We start from the raw sequence: 16,102 nt of genomic DNA, 5'->3' as shown, positions 1-16,102 counted from the left end.
TCGAGTTGTTTCTCAAGCGCTTGCAGAGCGGTTATCTGCGACCGCACATGAGAGATGTGATCATCGAGCAAGGCGTTGACGGCGGTACAAGGCTGATGAGGGTCGTCCTGATAGCTCTGTAGTTCGTGAATCTCAGCCAGTGACAGGCCCAGGATTCTGCAGCGACGGATGAAGGCCAGCCCCTCACCATGCTTCTCGGTATAGACACGGTAACCGTTGTCCTGCCGATCAGGCGGCGGCAACAAGCCCTGCTGTTCATAGAAGCGGATCGTCTGTGTTTCGACCCCTACCAACTGCGCCAACTGACCAATGCGCATCAGCCTCCTCCCCAACGGATTCTTTACTCTATTGACCTTATAGTAGCTTTATAGTTTTAAATGGTACCACAACATTGTTCAAGTGGAGTCGTATCATGAGCAAATCCTGTGGTGGCGCCTGCGGCGGTGATGCAACGTCCGCAGCGGATACCGATATACAGGCCTCCTCCGAGGCGCCAGGGAGATGGGTCAGTGTTTATGCCGTGCCGAAGATGGACTGTCCATCAGAAGAACGAATGATTCGCCTAGCCCTGAACGGCTTTGAGGAGATTCGGGCGCTGTCCTTCGACTTGTCGAACCGCCGGCTGAAGGTCGTGCATGACGGCGAGGTCGAGCCCGTCACCTCGAAACTGAAGACCTTGGGGCTAGGCGCCTCGCTTCAGGAAACCGTCGCTGCAAATCCGGAGACCATCAAGGCCGCCGAGTTTTCGGCAGCTTCTGCTAAGCAAGAATCCGGGACCCTGCGCTGGTTGCTCGGCATCAATGCACTTCTGTTCGTGGTGGAAATGACTGCCGGTCTGATGGCTCAGTCAACTGGCCTTATTGCAGAGTCCCTGGACAATTTTGCTGATGCGGCAGTGTACGGACTCGCTCTTTATGCGGTTGGGCATAGCGTGAAAAGGCAGCTACGTGCCGCGCATGTTGCTGGTGTACTGCAACTGATCTTGGCTGTGGGCGTACTCATAGAGGTCGTGAGGCGCTTTGTATTCGGTAGTGAGCCTGAATCGCTGGTGATGATGGCTATCGCATTCGTCGCATTGATTGCCAATACCAGTTGTCTGCTGCTCATATCCAAACATCGGGAGGGCGGGGCGCACATGAAGGCAAGCTGGATATTCTCGGCCAACGACGTGGTGATCAACCTGGGGGTCATCACCGCCGGCGCCCTGGTCGTGTGGACCGGTTCCAATTATCCGGATCTGATTATCGGCACCATCGCGGGGGTCATTGTACTTAACGGTGCCAGACGCATTCTGGCGTTGAAGGGTTAAATAATGCTCATTATTGGCAAAAAGCTCTCGCCGTATGCCCTATTGTCCATATCGGGCCTGCTGGCAGCGTCTGATCAGGCTGTAAAGTGGCTGGTGCAGCAATCAATGGCCTATGGCGAGTATGTTTCGGTGACCCCGTTCTTTAACTGGGTGCACCTATGGAACACCGGTGCCGCATTCAGTCTTTTTGCGAATGGTGGAGGCTGGCAGCGCTACTTTTTTATCGGAATCGCGGTAGTGGTCTCGATTTTTCTGATCAAGCTGATCCTTGAAAATCGTCATAAAGGAGAAGCCATCGCTTACAGTCTTATCCTCGGTGGCGCCATGGGCAACCTGATTGACCGGGTCTTTCGCGGCTATGTTGTGGATTCCTTTGATTTCTATTGGCGAGACTGGCATTGGCCGGCCTTCAACCTGGCTGATATTGCAATTGTCCTCGGTGCCTTACTTTTCGTTTCCAGCAGCTTGTTGGGTAAAAAAGCAAACACCAATGCCGAGCCGGATGGATCTGACTGACACCTACGCCTATACAACACCATGACCGAACTTCCCGACAACATCCTTCACCTGCCGCAATACCAAGTACTGGGCTGCAAATCAACCGACGACGAAATGCACTTCCAGGTGGGGGTCGCTTCAGAAAACGGAAAATAAAGCACGCCAAGCCGGTTGGAGCGGACGTAGCGGCCTGAACTTGCCCGCGCCGATCTTGGCGCTGCTGCGCCACAGGTAGTCACCGGTCAGGTTGATGTGCTCCCAGCCGAGCGGCGACAGGTACTGCAACAGCGCCTCATCGACGGCATGCCCGTTGCCGCGCAGCGCATGCGCTGCGCGCTCCAGGTAGACCGTGTTCCACAACACGACAGCCGCTGTCACCAGGTTAAGGCCGCTAGCTCGGTAGCGCTGCTGCTCGAAACTGCGGTCGCGGATTTCGCCAAGGCGGTTGAAGAACACGGCGCGGGCCAGCGCGTTGCGGGCTTCGCCCTTGTTCAACCCGGCATGCACGCGGCGGCGCAGTTCCACGCTTTGCAGCCAATCCAGGATGAACAACGTGCGTTCGATGCGGCCCAGCTCTCGCAGCGCCACGGCCAGACCGTTCTGGCGCGTGTAGCTGCCGAGCTTGCGCAGCATCAGCGAGGCCGTCACCGTGCCCTGCTTGATCGACGTGGCCAGCCGCAGAATTTCGTCCCAATGGGCGCGTATCTGCTTGATGTTCAGTCTGTCGCTGCTAATCATCGGCTTGAGCGCGTTGTAGGCAGTATCGCCCTTGGGGATGAACAGCTTGGTGTCGCCCAGGTCGCGGATGCGCGGCGCAAAGCGGAAGCCCAGCAGGTGCATCAGGCCAAACACATGATCGGTGAATCCTGCCGTATCGGTGTAGTGCTCCTCGATGCGCAGGTCAGACTCGTGGTACAGCAGGCCGTCGAGCACATAGGTCGAGTCGCGCACGCCGACATTGACCACCTTGGTGTGAAACGGCGCGTACTGGTCGGAAATGTGGGTGTAGAAGGTTCGCCCAGGGCTGCTGCCATATTTCGGGTTGATGTGGCCGGTACTCTCGGCCTTGCTCCCGGTTCGGAAGTTCTGGCCGTCCGACGATGACGTAGTGCCGTCGCCCCAGTGCTCGGCGAAGGGATGTCGAAATTGGGTGTTCACCAATTCAGCCAGCGCCGTCGAGTAGGTTTCGTCGCGGGTATGCCAGGCTTGCAGCCAGGCGAGCTTGGCGTAGGTCATGCCGGGGCAGGACTCGGCCATCTTGGTCAGGCCGAGGTTGATCGCGTCGGCCAGGATGGTGGTAAGCAGCAGGTTCTTGTCCTTGGCAAGGTCGCCCGACTTCAGGTGCGTGAAGTGCCGGGTGAAGCCCGTCCACTCATCGACTTCGAGTAACAGTTCGGTGATCTTGACGTGCGGCAGGATCATGGCCGTCTGGTCGATCAACGCCTGCGCGGTGTCGGGCACCGCCGCATCCAGCGGCGTGATCTTCAGGCCCGACTCGGTGATGATGGCATCCGGCAGATCGTTGGCCGCCGCCATCCGGTTGACCGTGGCGAGCTGCGCTTCCAGCAGCTCCAAGCGCTCGCTCAAGTACTGGTCGCAATCGGTGGCCACGGCCAGCGGCAATTCGCTGGACCGCTTGAGGCTGGCGAACTTCTCGGGCGGAACCAGGTAGTCCTCAAAGTCCTTGAACTGGCGCGACCCCTGCACCCAGATGTCGCCCGAGCGCAGCGAGTTCTTCAGCTCCGACAGGGCGCACAGTTCGTAGTAGCGCCGGTCGATACCGGCGTCGGTCATCACCAGCTTCTGCCAGCGCGGCTTGATGAAGCCGGTCGGGGCATCGGTTGGCACCTTGCGGGCGTTATCGGTGTTCATGCCGCGCAGCACCTCGATGGCATCGAGCACGTCCTTGGCGGCGGGCGCTGCACGCAGTTTGAGCACGTCGAGGAATTCCGGCGCGTAGCGGCGCAAGGTGGCGTAGCTCTCGCCGATACGGTGCAGGAAATCGAAGTCATCGGGCTGCGCGAGCTTCTGCGCTTCGGTGACGCTCTCGGCGAAGGCATCCCAGGACATGACTGCCTCAATGGCGGCGAACGGATCGCGGCCCGATTGCTTGGCGTCGATCAGCGCCTGGCCGATGCGGCCGTACAGGCGCACCTTGGCGTTGATGGCTTTGCCGGACGCCTGAAACTGCTGCTGATGCTTGTTCTTGGCGGCGTTGAACAGCTTGCCCAAAATGCGGTCGTGCAGGTCGATGATTTCGTCGGTGACGGTGGCCATAGCTCATCCTGACGGCGGCAACTCGCAGACGTTCGGATCGGCGCTGGTTTCCGTCACGGCCTTGCTGCGGGCCTGAAAACGCTGATAGCACTCCAGTCCGCAGAAATGCTCGACATATTCGGCCCCTTCCGGGGTGAAGGCGGCGTCGAGCGGAATTTCCTTGCAGCACACGCAGCAACTGGTGGTCGGTTCGTTGACGTTCATGGTGGCACCCCTCCATTGCTTGACAAAGGCGGCGAATGCCGCCGCCGGCATAGGCTTGGAGAACAGAAAGCCCTGCACCGCGTCGCAGTCCGCTTGCCGCAACTGCGCGAGACTGGCCGGCGTTTCTGCTCCCTCGGCTACCACGCTCATACCCAGCCCGTGCGCGAGCTGGATCACTGCCCGAACTATGGTCTGGTCACGGGCGTCATTCACGATTCCCGCGACAAACGATTGGTCGATCTTGAGCGTGGTAATCGGGCAGCATTTCAGGTGTTGCAGGCAGGAATAGCCCGTGCCGAAGTCGTCGGCCGCGAAGCGTACGCCGATGGCGCGCAGGGCATCGAACGTGACGAACAGAGCCGGATCGCCGAACGCGACCGATTCGGTCAGCTCAATTTCCAAACGTTCGGCCGGTAAATTCGTATCAGCCAGTACCCGCTTAAGCTGTGCATCGAACTCCGGCCCTACCTGGCTCGCCGAAACATTGACAGCCAGCCGGAACGGTTGCCAGCCCAGAGCCTGCCACTCGTGCATCTGACGGCAGGCTTCGCCCAGCACCCACGCGCCGATTTCCGGCATCAGACCGGACGACTCGGCCAGCGGTATGAACTGGCCAGGTGGCAGCAGCCCCAAGCTCGGGTGCCGCCAGCGTAACAGCGCCTCCGCGCCGGTAATCTGGTCGCTACGCAGATCGACAATCGGCTGGTAGTACAGATCAAGCTGCCCGCGCTCGACCGCGTGTGACAGTTGCGTCACTGTCCATTCAATGAGCTGGGAAGCGATCATGATCTTCCCTTGAAGGCGCGCAGCAGCCGTGCCACAGACAGGACGAACAAACCGGTCAGCACAACGGCTGCGACGCCCCAATGCACCCCGATGAACGCGCCGGCTGTCGTACCGGCGAGCACAGCGGCAAGAATCGGCAAATGGCAGGGGCAGGTGAGCACCGCCAGCGCGCCCCACAGGTAGCCGGCAAAAGGCTTGTGTGTCTCAGATGGGACGTGCTCCGGGCTGTTCATGGCTATATCTCCGATGTTTCGTGCGTCAATGCGGTCAACTGCGCTTCCAGGTGCGCCAGCGCCCGGCGTCGGTGTTCGACGAGCTGGCACAGGTCGGCCAGGCGTGCCGCTGCCTCGTCGCCGTCTGAAGCGTCCAGGGCGTGACACAAGCGCGTCAGCAGGTCCAGGCCGACACCGGCCTCCAAGGCAGCCCGCACGAAGCACAACCGCTGCAACACCTCCGCATCGAATAAGCCGTAACCGCCGGCGGTACGCGCCACCGGCCGTAACAATCCACGCACGATGTAGTCGCGCACGACATGCACGCTCACGCCGGCATCGTCAGCCAGTCGGGACACCGTGTAGGCGTTCATTGAACACCTCCTTTTCCTCACCCGGCGCAGCAAGAAAGCTGCTTCACGTCCTTGTTAAACGTTTGCGCCGCGAGCTTCAATCCCTCGACCATCGTCAGATAGGGGAACAACTGGTCGGCCAGTTCCTGCACCGTCATGCGGTTACGAATTGCCAGGGCCGCCGTCTGGATCAGCTCGCCGGCTTCCGGCGCGACCGCCTGCACGCCGATCAAGCGCCCGCTGCCGGCGTCGGCCACCAGCTTGATGAAGCCGCGCATGTCGAAGTTGGCGAGCGCACGCGGCACGTTATCCAGCGTGAGCAGTCGGCTGTCGGTCTCGATGCCGTCATGGTGTGCTTCCGCTTCGCTGTAGCCCACGGTCGCCACTTGCGGATCGGTGAATACGACCGCCGGCATCGCCGTCAGGTCGAGGGCCGCGTCGCCGCCGGTCATATTGATCGCGGCACGGGTGCCGGCCGCTGCCGCCACATAGACGAACTGAGGCTGATCAGTGCAGTCGCCGGCCGCGTAGATGTTCGGGCTACTCGTGCGCATGCCCTTGTCGATAACAATGGCCCCTTGCGCATTGACTGTGACTCCCGTCGCGTCCAGCGCCAAGCTGCGCGTATTCGGTGTCCGGCCGGTGGCGATTAGCAGCTTGTCGGCAGCAACGATGCCGTGCGCGGTGGTCAACACGAACTCGCCGTCCTCATGCGCGACCTGGCTGGCCTGCGTGTGCTCCAGCACCTCAATGCCCTCGGCGCGGAACGCCGCCGTGATGGCTTCGCCGATGGCCGGGTCTTCCCGGAAAAACAGTGTGCTGCGCGCCAGAATCGTCACCTTGCTGCCGAACCGGGCGAAGGCTTGCGCCAGTTCCAGCGCGACCACCGACGAGCCAATCACGGCCAGCCGTTCAGGAATCGTGTCGCTGACCAGCGCCTCGGTAGAAGTCCAGTAAGGCGTATCCTTCAAGCCGGGAATCGGCGGAATGGCCGGATTGGCGCCAGTCGCCACCAGACAACGGTCGAACGCCACTTCACGTTCGCCGCCTTGATCCAAGCGCACGGTCAGGTTCTGGCCGTCCTTGAAGCGGGCTTCGCCGCGCAGCACGGTGATGGCCGGGTTGCCGTCCAGGATGCCCTCGTACTTGGCATGACGGAGTTCATCGACGCGGGCCTGCTGCTGGGCCAGCAGCCGCTCGCGCAGGATCGCCGGAGGTGTGGCGGCGATGCCGCCATCGAACGGGCTTTCCCTGCGCAGATGGGCGATGTGGGCGGCGCGAATCATGATTTTGGACGGCACGCAGCCCACATTGACGCAGGTGCCGCCGATGGTGCCGCGCTCGATCAGGGTCACGTGCGCGCCTTGTTCAACGGCCTTCAGCGCCGCCGCCATTGCGGCCCCGCCGCTACCGATCACTGCGACATGCAGTGCATTGTCATCGCCGTTCGCCTTGTCGTCGCTGCCCAGCCACTCGCGCATCTTGCCTAGCAACCCGCCGGGCGTCGAAGTGGGCGGGGCATCGGCAAGCGTGGCCCGGTAGCCAATTCCTGCTACGGCGGCGGTCAGCGCATCCGGTGACGTGCCCGACAGGGTGGCGAGTTGCGCCGTTCCCTTCGGATAGGACACCAACGCCGACTGCACGCCGGGCACTTTTTCCAGCGCTTCCTTGACATGCACCGCGCACGAGTCGCAGGTCATGCCGGTGATTTTTAGATGGGTCATGCAACAACTCCTATTTTTCGTGTGGGCGACGGCTTAGACCATCAGCCGTGTTTCAGTGGTAGTTCGCAGCCATCCGGGCCGCAGCGGCGGTTCGCAGGCGAGACAAAATCCCAAATAGACACCCCGACCATGAACGCCAAGCCGACATAGACCAGGCTCGCCGTCCACCAGTTACCAAGCAACCAGACCGTCCCAGCGAACACGATGGCTGGGCCGACCATCCCGAGCAGGCTGCGGTACCATTGCCGATGACTCAGCCAGCCCAGTGCATTCGCCAGCAAAGCCACGACTGCGAACAGCGGCAGCAGCTTGGAGATAAACAACCCTTCGTATTCCTGTAGAAAGCCAAGGCCGATGGCCGCGCCCAGGCTGGCGATAGCCGGGAAACAGGCAGCGCATCCCATCGCGGAAACAACGCTGCCAAGCGCGCCAGCCTTGTCGGCAATGCGTGTAATCAGTCCCATGATCGCCCCAGGTTCGGGTTCAGTGGCTCACTGCTTGACGCTGGACGGGTAGCCCGCATCGCCAGTGGCCTTGATCAACTCATGCACACTGGTCTTGGTATCATCGAAGGTGACAACCGCTTCGCGTGGTTCGAAGGTAACGTCAACTTTATCAACGCCTTCAATCCTGGAAATCGCCATTTTGACGGTGATCGGGCAGGTGGGGCAGGTCATGCCGGGTACGGACAGCGTGACTGTCTGGGTCGCGGCCCACAAAGGAAAAGCAACAGTAGCGAGGGCGAGGGCGGCAAACAGTTTTTTCATGATGAACTCCTGTGATTAATAGAAAAATGGCATGACGTAGGGAAATCCGAGCGCGACCAGGACCAGCGCGGCCACGATCCAGAAAATGAGCTTGTAAGTAGCTCGCACTTGGGGAATCGCGCAGACCTCACCCGGTTTGCAGGCTTGCGCCGGGCGGTAGATGCGCCGCCAGGCGAAAAACAGCGCGACCAGCGCTGCGCCGATAAAGATCGGGCGATAGGGTTCCAGCACCGTCAGGTTGCCGATCCATGCCCCGCTGAACCCCAAGGCGATCAAAACCAGCGGCCCCAGGCAGCAGGCCGACGCAAGAATGGCGGCCAGCCCACCGGCGAAGAGCGCGCCGCGCCCGTTTTGTGGTTCAGACATACGCTTGTCCTTTCAAATTTGGTTTGGATAGCTTAAGCTTACTTCCGTAGTTATGTACGGAGTCAAGCGATATGCAAATTAATTTTGAGAATCTGACCATTGGCGTTTTTGCCAAGGCGGCCGGGGTCAATGTGGAGACCATCCGGTTCTACCAGCGCAAGGGCCTGCTGCCGGAGCCAGACAAGCCCTATGGCAGCATTCGCCGCTATGGCGAGGCGGATGTAACACGAGTGCGGTTCGTGAAATCGGCCCAGCGGCTGGGCTTTAGCCTGGACGAAATCGCCGAGCTACTGCGGCTGGAGGATGGCACCCATTGCGAGGAAGCCAGCGGCCTGGCCGAGCACAAGCTCAAGGATGTGCGCGAGAAGATGGCCGACTTGGCACGCATGGAGGCCGTGCTGTCTGAACTGGTGTGCGCCTGCCATGCGCGGAAAGGGAACGTTTCCTGCCCGCTGATTGTGTCACTGCAAGACGGAACGAAGCTCGCTGCATCGGCGCGGGGGAGTCACGGGGTGACTACGCCTTAGCGTGCTTTATTTTCCGAATTCTGAGACGACCCCTACCTGAACAAGCGCTACCGCTGCATTCTGACCAACATTGAGGAGCGAACCCTGCTCGACCTGCTGGCCACCCGCCGCCAGGACGTGGTGACCAACTACCTGATGAAGCTGAAAGACCGGCAGAAGGTCGAGATCGTCAGCATGGACATGTGGAACCCCTACCGGGCAGCGGTCAAGGCTGTGCTGTCCCAGGCCCGTATCGTGGTCGATAAGTTCCATGTGGTGCGCATGGCCAACGATGCCCTGGAGAGAGTGCGCAAGGGCCTCAGAAAGGAGCTGAAACCGTCCCAGAGCCGGACTCTCAAGGGAGACCGGAAAATCCTGCTGAAACGCGCTCACGAAGTCTCAGACCGGGAGCGCCTCATCATGGAGACCTGGACAGGCGCGTTCCCGCAACTGCTGGCCGCCTACGAGCACAAGGAGCGCTTCTACGGCATCTGGGACGCCACCACACGGCTCCAGGCAGAAGCCGCCCTGGACGAGTGGATAGCCACCATCCCGAAGGGCCAAAAGGAAGTCTGGAGCGATCTGGTCAGGGCAGTGGGAAACTGGCGCGAAGAGACCATGACCTACTTCGAGACGGACATGCCCGTCACCAACGCTTACACGGAGTCCATCAACCGACTGGCCAAGGACAAGAACCGTGAAGGGCGCGGTTACTCCTTCGAGGTGATGCGGGCACGAATGCTCTACACCACGAAGCACAAGAAGAAGGCACCGACTGCGAAGGTCTCTCCTTTCTACAAGAAAACCATCGGTTACGGACTGCCGGACTTCGCAGAGGAACTCAACTACGGAGTCGATCTATCAACCATCTGAGGGTGGTATCAGATTGATGGGGTGAAGGTGCCCCATCAACCATTAAATCCGTATACCCAAAAAATCTTAACCACGTCACTACTGGACGTGCTGATTATTTGCTTCTAAAGTGGATTTGGTAGGTAGGCAATGAGCCACCTGCTCAATCATTAAGCACGTTAAGGATATGAACGATGGCAACTGGCACTGTCAAGTGGTTCAACGACACCAAAGGTTACGGCTTCATCTCTCCCGATGACGGCGGTGACGATCTCTTTGCCCACTTCTCCGAAATTCAAGCTGAAGGTTTTAAGACCCTGCAAGATGGTCAGAAAGTCAGTTTCGAGGTGACTCAGGGTAAAAAAGGCCTTCAGGCTTCCAACATTCGCGTTGCTTGAACCGCACCGAATGGATAAAGGCCCGGAATGCGGGCCTTTTTTATAGGTTGGGGTTTACTTCTTAAGACGATGTATCCAACGTGTCATCCGAGGAGCTTTCGGCCTCTTGCGCTTCGCTATCGTTATTGGTGGGGCGCTCACTCTCCAAGGCTTGGAACTGCTCTTCTAGGCGCTGCTGGGCCTCTTCGAATTGACGTTCGGTATCTTCGATGAGCGCATCCACATCTTTCGCTTCTAACCCACCTTCCACGGAAGAACCTTCGGGTAAACTGCTTTCGCGCTCCCAGCTTGGCTCGATGGGATCGTTCTCCATGGGTGCCAGTTCGGGCGACTGCTGCTCGATTTCTTGAAACTGTTGCTCCAACTGACGCTGTGCCTCTTCGAAACGACGCTCAGTCTCGGCAATCACGTCATCGACATCAGAACGCGTGGTTTCACCCGGCATTGCGCTGGCTTCGTCAAGGGCTTCGTCGGGGTCGGCGGCCAGCGTCTCTTCGTCCGCCTGCAGGGGCTCCGAAGTTGACTCACTGACGGTGGAAGACAGGTCTTCCTGAACATTGGAAGGCTCGGACGCCTGACGTTCAATGTCGTCTTCCACCTGGGAGGGCGAAGGAACATCGTCACTACTGGTGTCAGGTGCAGCGGCTAGCGTCTCACTGGGCTGCTCGGCCGCGCTCTCTTCCGGTACGACATTTGCCTCTTCTTGACTGTCGCCGCAGGCACTCAGCAGTAGGGCCAAACTGGCCAGTAGCGGCATCCATACACGGTAGCTCATCGAGTCATGCTCCTTAATGGTTCGAATTCATTAGTGGCGGTCGTTGGCAGACAACAGCGAACAGCCTTCTGGTAAGCGTACCTTCAACGCTAGCGGGACGACTTCAGCGGTGAATCGTTGATAGCGTTTTGCCTCACCATCCAGGGTCAGAGGCCAAGGTTCATCATCGGACCGAGTGGTAACGGTCAACTGGCTGGCAGTGAAGTAGCGCACATAACGCCCTTCTGCGGGGAACTGCTGTAGCTCGCCGAGCAGCGCAGGGAGCTCCGTCACCGAATGAAAATCTTTGACTAGCAGAACGTCCAATCGCCCATCATCAAGCTTGGCACGAGGGGCCAGCACCTGCCCCCCACCCGATTGACGCCCATTGCCCAGTGCCAGCAGCAGCAGTGACGCGGCCTGCTCATGATCGCCCCAGTGCAACGTGCCGCGATAACTGCGATGCCGCCACGCCTTGAGCGCCCCCATCAGTGAGTAGGCTCCTCCCCCTAACATGCGTTTTAACGTTTTGGGGGTAGAGGAGGTAATTTCTGCGCCGAAACCACCAGTGGTCATATTGATGTAATAGCATACCGACGGTTCGCCACTGGTTTCTGCTGTCATACGAATCACATCGATGGGCGCAGACGGCAAGCGAACGGCATCCGCCAGTGCGCGATCCGGCTTCAAAGGTAACCCCACCGAAGTGGCAAAATCATTCGCGCTGCCCATCGGCACCACGCCCAAGCTCGGACGATGGTCATGGGGGATGCGCATTAGCCCGTTAACCACTTCGTTTACCGTGCCATCGCCGCCACAAGCAATCACACTGGTAGCTCCTAGTTCAACGGCTTGGGCCGCAAACTCGGCGGCATCGCCACCTTCCCAAGTAGCGCGAACAATCATCGGCGTCCCTGCCTTGCGCTGCGCTTCAACGGCCTCGCGTAGCGCCGGATTTCCGGCAGACTGACCGTTAATAATCAGTAAATAACACTGCTGTGAATCTGTCACCGGTGTCTTCCCTCTCCATGGTTAATTCCCTGGATGCACGTTATGCCAGCGCTTTCTCGACCACCTCGAATACGTTGGACGACAGCGGTTCTTGTTTGATCCGCTCTAGCTCTGCACGCATTAACTGCTGACGCGCCTCATCAAAACGCTGCCAGCGGGTTAAGGGGGTGATTAACCGCGCGGCAATCTCTGGATTCAGGCGGTTTAGCTCAATCACCACATCTGCCAACAGCGCGTACCCTTTGCCATCCAAGCGATGGAAATTGACCCGATTTTGCGCAAAGGCACCTACTAACGCACGCACCTTGTTGGGGTTCTTGATGGAGAACGCTGGGTGCTGCATTAGGTACTTTACGCGCTCCAATACGTCCGGCTGAGGGCGCGATACCTGAATCGTAAACCACTGATCCATCACAAGCGGGTCGTGTGCCCACTTTTCACCAAACGCTTTCAGCGCGGGGTTAGCCAAATCATCACGGTCGCTGTGTACTAATAGTGTCAACGCATGGCGTACATCGGTCATATTATGATCAGCGGCAAACTGCGCTTCACAAAGTGCCACACTCTCGTCGTCCTCAATGGACATTAAGTAAGATAGCGCTATGTTTTTGAGACTGCGCTGGGCAATTTGTTCAGGCGTCGGCGCATAAGCTTCATCAGTGCCATTCTCTTTATACACGGCGATAAATTCATCACGCAGCGCCTGGGCCAAGGATTGGCGCACAAACTCACGCGCGGCGTGAATCGCATCCACATCGACAATCGGCTGCTGCTCGGCGATGTAGGCTTCCGATGGTAGCGTTAGCATCTCAGCCAGTACCGCCTTGTCATCCATGGAGGAAGTCAGGAGCGTTCTAAAGGCTTCTACCACCCGGCTATCCATGACCTTCTCTACCCCGTTGCGGTGGGCGGCGATCAAGTCATCCAGCGCCAACAGTGCGAGCCTTTGCCCCGCGTCCCAACGGTTAAAACCATCGCTGTCGTGGGTCAGTAAGAAGGCCAAATCTTCGCGAGAGTATGGGAAGTGCAGTTTTACCGGGGCGGAGAAGTCGCGCAGCAGCGATGGAACCGGCGCCTCTGCCACATCGGTGAAGATGAAGGTCTGCTCATCGTCGGTCAGGTGAATGACCGCGTCCTTACCCAGCTTTTCACCTTCAAGCGTCAGAGTAAGATCCTGACCGGACTTTGTACCCACTAAGCCCATGCGCACAGGAATATGCAGCGGCTGCTTGTCGGGCTGGCCGGGAGTGGCGGGGGTACGCTGGCGCAGCGTCAAATGGTACTCGGCGTTGGCGTAGTCGTACTCACCGTGGGCATCAATTTCCGGCGTGCCCGCCTGGGAGTACCAGCGCATGAACTGGCTTAAATCGATGCCCGATACCTCGGCCATGCAGCCCACGAAGTCTTCGATCGTCACGGCCTGACCGTCAAAGCGCTCGAAATAGAGATCCGAGCCACGGCGGAAGGCCTCCCAGCCCAGCAGGTTACGCAGCATGCGCACAACTTCCGCCCCTTTTTCATAAATGGTCAGAGTGTAGAAGTTGGTGATCTCGATATAGTGATCCGGACGAACCGGATGCGCCGTGGGACCTGCATCTTCGGCAAATTGCGCGGTGCGGAAAAACGAGACGTCTTGAATGCGCTTGACGGGGGCTGAATTGATATCCGCAGAAAAACACTGATCGCGGAATACCGTAAAACCTTCTTTTAGCGAGAGCTGGAACCAGTCGCGGCACGTCACGCGATTCCCCGACCAGTTGTGGAAGTATTCGTGGGCCACAATGCTTTCGACATTCTGAAACGCCGCATCGGTGGCGGTATTGGGGTGGGTCAGCACGGCAGCGGAGTTAAAGATGTTTAATCCTTTGTTCTCCATCGCCCCCATATTGAAGTCATTCACCGCCACGATCATAAACAGATCTAAGTCATACTCGCGGCCGTAGGTCTCTTCATCCCAAGTCATTGCCCGCTTTAGCGAGGCCATGGCGTGGTCGGTCTTATCGAGATTCTCTTGCTCCACCCAGAGCTGTAACGTCACGTTACGGCCACTCATGGTGGTGAAGTGATCTTCGACCTTGGTTAAATCGCCTGCCACCAGCGCAAAAAGATAGCAGGGCTTGGGGTGCGGATCTTCCCAGGTCACAAAGTGCCGGCCGCTCTCTAAGGTGCCCTGATCAACTGGGTTACCGTTCGCCAACAGCACCGGCTCCCGCTGCGCATCACCTATCACGGTGACCTTAAACGTAGCCATAACATCCGGGCGGTCAGGGTAATAGGTGATGCGGCGAAATCCTTCCGCTTCGCACTGCGTGCAGTACATGCCGTTCGATTGATACAGCCCTTCTAAGGCAGTGTTACTGCTAGGAGAAATCTCGACTTCGCTCTCCAGGGTAAACGCTGCCGGAACACTGGGAATTGTGAGCGTCTCATCGGTGAGCTGGTAATCGGCCTCAGCGAGCGCCTGGCCGTTGATCGCGAGCGCGTGCAGCGTCAGGTGTTCGCCGTTCAGCACCAGCGGCGTAGTTTGTTCAGCACTGGCGTGGCGCTCTACGGTAAGGCGTGCTTTAACACGGGTCGCGGTGGGGTCAAGATCAAACGTCAGCTCGGTATGGGTCACTTGGTAGGCGGGCGGCTGATAGTCGCTTAAATAAACCGGCTGCGGATCAGACATAATGCGAAACTCCTGTAAGCTTTAAGTAGTCGAGTAGCGCAAACGCTGCGCTACTCAATGAATATTTCTTATAATCGTTAATCGCGGAAATTATCAAACTGCAGCGGCAAATCAGGCCCTTCTTCACCGCGCAGTAGTGCCATCACACTCTGCAAATCATCGCGCTTTTTACCCGTTACGCGCACCTTCTCGCCCTGAATTTGAGCCTGTACTTTCAACTTACTGCCTTTGATACGCTTTACCACATCTTTGGCTTCTGCTTGGTCGAGGCCCTGCTTGAGCTCTACTTCCTGGCGCGCCTTCACACCAGACAGCACCGCGTCTTTAACGTCCATGCAACGTGCGTCGATACCGCGGGCAATCAGTCGGTTACGCAACACGTCCAGCATTTGCTTGAGCTGGAAATCTACTTCGGCCTCGAGCAGCACCTTATCGCCTTCCAACGTGAAGCTGGCATCGACACCTTTAAAGTCAAACCGTGACTGTACTTCACGGTTTGCTTGGTCAACCGCATTGGCGGCTTCGTGCTGATCGAATTCTGACACGATATCAAATGAGGGCATGACACTATTCCTGACAAGACATGACCCACCATTCTAGAGCAGCAAGCCCCCAACCGGCCAATTCTCTTAGAAAAAGCTGGACAAAAACTCTGCAAGCCGGTCACATCAAGCTTAAAAGCTATACAAACACCTCTCAGGGCGATGTTAAATTGTGCGCCTCTGTCGTAACCTGCTGACATAGCCCTGTACTCTTTCAACGAGGAGAGACCATGAGTGATCGCGATACCCGCCATAAAGCATCGATGGAAAAACTCAAAGCGCGAGTGGACCAAAAAGTCGCCAATGCCACCGAGCAGCGCGGAATGCTGCTCATCAACACGGGCAACGGAAAAGGCAAAACCACCGCCGCCTGGGGCACCGTCACGCGCGCGCTGGGTTATGGCTACAAAGTAGGCGTGGTGCAGTTCATCAAGGGGTTATGGGAGTGTGGCGAGCGCAATCGGCTGGAAGCCGATCCTCATTTGAGCGTCGCTATCATGGCAACCGGCTTTACCTGGGATACGCAAAATCGCGAAGCGGACACCGCCGCCTGTCTGGAGGTCTGGCAAGAAGCGCAGAAAATGCTGGCAGACCCCGAGATGTATCTCGTGGTGTTGGACGAACTCACCTACATGCTGAAGTTTGGCTATCTCGATATCGCCACGGTCAAACAGGCGCTACTGGACCGTCCGCAGGAACAAACCGTGATCATTACCGGGCGAAATGCCCACCGTGAGCTGGTGGCCATGGCCGACACCGTGACCGACATGCAGGAGGTGCGACACGCTTTTAACAACGGCCTTCAGGCCCGGCGAGGCATCGATTTCTAAGCACGAAAAAGGGCGACCAAGCCGCCCTTTTAGTATCACCTG

General features: G+C 58.4%; 17 protein-coding genes and 2 pseudogenes. 6 read left to right on the top strand and 13 right to left on the bottom strand.

Annotation, left to right across the window (positions count from 1 at the left end; translation table 11 throughout):
• The coding region (gene cadR / locus A3220_RS01470) for a Cd(II)/Pb(II)-responsive transcriptional regulator (RefSeq protein WP_062372602.1) at window positions 1-317 on the bottom strand (317 nt) is incomplete at its 3' end.
• 95 nt (window positions 318-412) lie between these two features.
• Between cadR and A3220_RS01465 the strand changes: the two genes are divergently transcribed.
• Window positions 413-1,309, top strand: coding sequence for a cation transporter (locus tag A3220_RS01465; protein WP_044630762.1), 897 nt, complete (start codon window positions 413-415; stop codon window positions 1,307-1,309).
• Between the two features lie 3 nt (window positions 1,310-1,312).
• The gene (gene lspA, locus A3220_RS01460) at window positions 1,313-1,825 is read left to right on the top strand and encodes a signal peptidase II (protein ID WP_004863699.1); all 513 of its coding nucleotides are present in this window, start codon (window positions 1,313-1,315) and stop codon (window positions 1,823-1,825) included.
• A gap of 120 nt (window positions 1,826-1,945) precedes the next feature.
• On the opposite strand, the pseudogene A3220_RS01455 reads toward lspA, so the two are convergent.
• The 8 genes and pseudogenes from A3220_RS01455 to A3220_RS01420 all read right to left on the bottom strand — a co-directional run.
• Window positions 1,946-4,084 (bottom strand): annotated as a pseudogene (locus A3220_RS01455) (Tn3 family transposase); the annotation flags it as partial.
• 3 nt (window positions 4,085-4,087) lie between these two features.
• Complete coding sequence (locus A3220_RS18225) at window positions 4,088-5,074, bottom strand: DUF3330 domain-containing protein (protein ID WP_062372599.1); 987 nt, start codon at window positions 5,072-5,074, stop codon at window positions 4,088-4,090.
• The gene (gene merE / locus A3220_RS01445; protein WP_054641809.1) at window positions 5,071-5,307 is read right to left on the bottom strand and encodes a broad-spectrum mercury transporter MerE; all 237 of its coding nucleotides are present in this window, start codon (window positions 5,305-5,307) and stop codon (window positions 5,071-5,073) included. The genes A3220_RS18225 and merE overlap by 4 nt, the downstream gene beginning before the upstream one ends.
• A gap of 2 nt (window positions 5,308-5,309) precedes the next feature.
• On the bottom strand, window positions 5,310-5,660 hold the full coding sequence (gene merD, locus A3220_RS01440) for a mercury resistance co-regulator MerD (RefSeq protein WP_054641810.1): 351 nt from the start codon (window positions 5,658-5,660) through the stop codon (window positions 5,310-5,312).
• 17 nt (window positions 5,661-5,677) lie between these two features.
• Window positions 5,678-7,363 (bottom strand): mercury(II) reductase, encoded by a 1,686-nt coding sequence (merA, locus tag A3220_RS01435; protein ID WP_062372597.1) that lies wholly within the window; start codon window positions 7,361-7,363, stop codon window positions 5,678-5,680.
• A gap of 41 nt (window positions 7,364-7,404) precedes the next feature.
• Window positions 7,405-7,827, bottom strand: a complete 423-nt coding sequence (gene merC, locus A3220_RS01430; protein WP_054641808.1) for an organomercurial transporter MerC — start codon at window positions 7,825-7,827, stop codon at window positions 7,405-7,407.
• A 27-nt stretch (window positions 7,828-7,854) separates the two neighbouring features.
• Complete coding sequence (gene merP, locus A3220_RS01425; RefSeq protein WP_054645389.1) at window positions 7,855-8,130, bottom strand: mercury resistance system periplasmic binding protein MerP; 276 nt, start codon at window positions 8,128-8,130, stop codon at window positions 7,855-7,857.
• Window positions 8,131-8,145: 15 nt separating this feature from the next.
• Window positions 8,146-8,496: a mercuric transport protein MerT gene (locus A3220_RS01420; RefSeq protein ID WP_001294660.1), complete on the bottom strand. Its 351-nt coding sequence runs from the start codon at window positions 8,494-8,496 to the stop codon at window positions 8,146-8,148.
• Window positions 8,497-8,567: 71 nt separating this feature from the next.
• Between A3220_RS01420 and merR the strand changes: the two genes are divergently transcribed.
• The 3 genes and pseudogenes from merR (at window position 8,568) to A3220_RS01405 (ending at window position 10,252) form a co-directional block, all read left to right on the top strand.
• Entirely contained in the window at window positions 8,568-9,023 is a 456-nt protein-coding gene (gene merR, locus A3220_RS01415) for an Hg(II)-responsive transcriptional regulator (protein WP_008609174.1), read from the top strand.
• Window positions 9,024-9,047: 24 nt separating this feature from the next.
• Window positions 9,048-9,875 (top strand): annotated as a pseudogene (locus tag A3220_RS01410) (ISL3-like element ISPst2 family transposase); the annotation flags it as partial.
• Between the two features lie 173 nt (window positions 9,876-10,048).
• Window positions 10,049-10,252 carry a cold-shock protein gene (locus tag A3220_RS01405; RefSeq protein ID WP_044630763.1) on the top strand — a complete coding sequence of 68 codons (204 nt, stop codon included), beginning with the start codon at window positions 10,049-10,051 and terminating at the stop codon, window positions 10,250-10,252.
• Between the two features lie 61 nt (window positions 10,253-10,313).
• On the opposite strand, the gene A3220_RS01400 is transcribed toward A3220_RS01405, so the two are convergent.
• From A3220_RS01400 to A3220_RS01385, 4 genes are all read right to left on the bottom strand, one after another.
• Window positions 10,314-11,027: a hypothetical protein gene (locus tag A3220_RS01400; protein ID WP_044630764.1), complete on the bottom strand. Its 714-nt coding sequence runs from the start codon at window positions 11,025-11,027 to the stop codon at window positions 10,314-10,316.
• Window positions 11,028-11,057: 30 nt separating this feature from the next.
• Window positions 11,058-12,017, bottom strand: coding sequence for a lipid kinase YegS (gene yegS / locus A3220_RS01395; RefSeq protein ID WP_058576428.1), 960 nt, complete (start codon window positions 12,015-12,017; stop codon window positions 11,058-11,060).
• A gap of 40 nt (window positions 12,018-12,057) precedes the next feature.
• Window positions 12,058-14,688: an aminopeptidase N gene (gene pepN, locus A3220_RS01390; protein WP_062372594.1), complete on the bottom strand. Its 2,631-nt coding sequence runs from the start codon at window positions 14,686-14,688 to the stop codon at window positions 12,058-12,060.
• Between the two features lie 77 nt (window positions 14,689-14,765).
• Window positions 14,766-15,251: a YajQ family cyclic di-GMP-binding protein gene (locus A3220_RS01385; RefSeq protein WP_044630767.1), complete on the bottom strand. Its 486-nt coding sequence runs from the start codon at window positions 15,249-15,251 to the stop codon at window positions 14,766-14,768.
• 209 nt (window positions 15,252-15,460) lie between these two features.
• On the opposite strand from A3220_RS01385, the gene cobO reads away from it, so the two are divergent.
• Window positions 15,461-16,060 carry a cob(I)yrinic acid a,c-diamide adenosyltransferase gene (gene cobO, locus A3220_RS01380; RefSeq protein WP_054641000.1) on the top strand — a complete coding sequence of 200 codons (600 nt, stop codon included), beginning with the start codon at window positions 15,461-15,463 and terminating at the stop codon, window positions 16,058-16,060.
• Window positions 16,061-16,102 lie beyond the last annotated feature (42 nt).

Origin of the sequence: Halomonas sp. KX33721 (assembly GCF_001596805.1) — a bacterium.
Taxonomy (GTDB): Bacteria; Pseudomonadota; Gammaproteobacteria; order Pseudomonadales; family Halomonadaceae; genus Vreelandella; species Vreelandella aquamarina.
The sequence above is the reverse complement of the archived record's forward strand: the minus strand, read 5'-3'. Positions and strand labels throughout refer to the sequence as shown.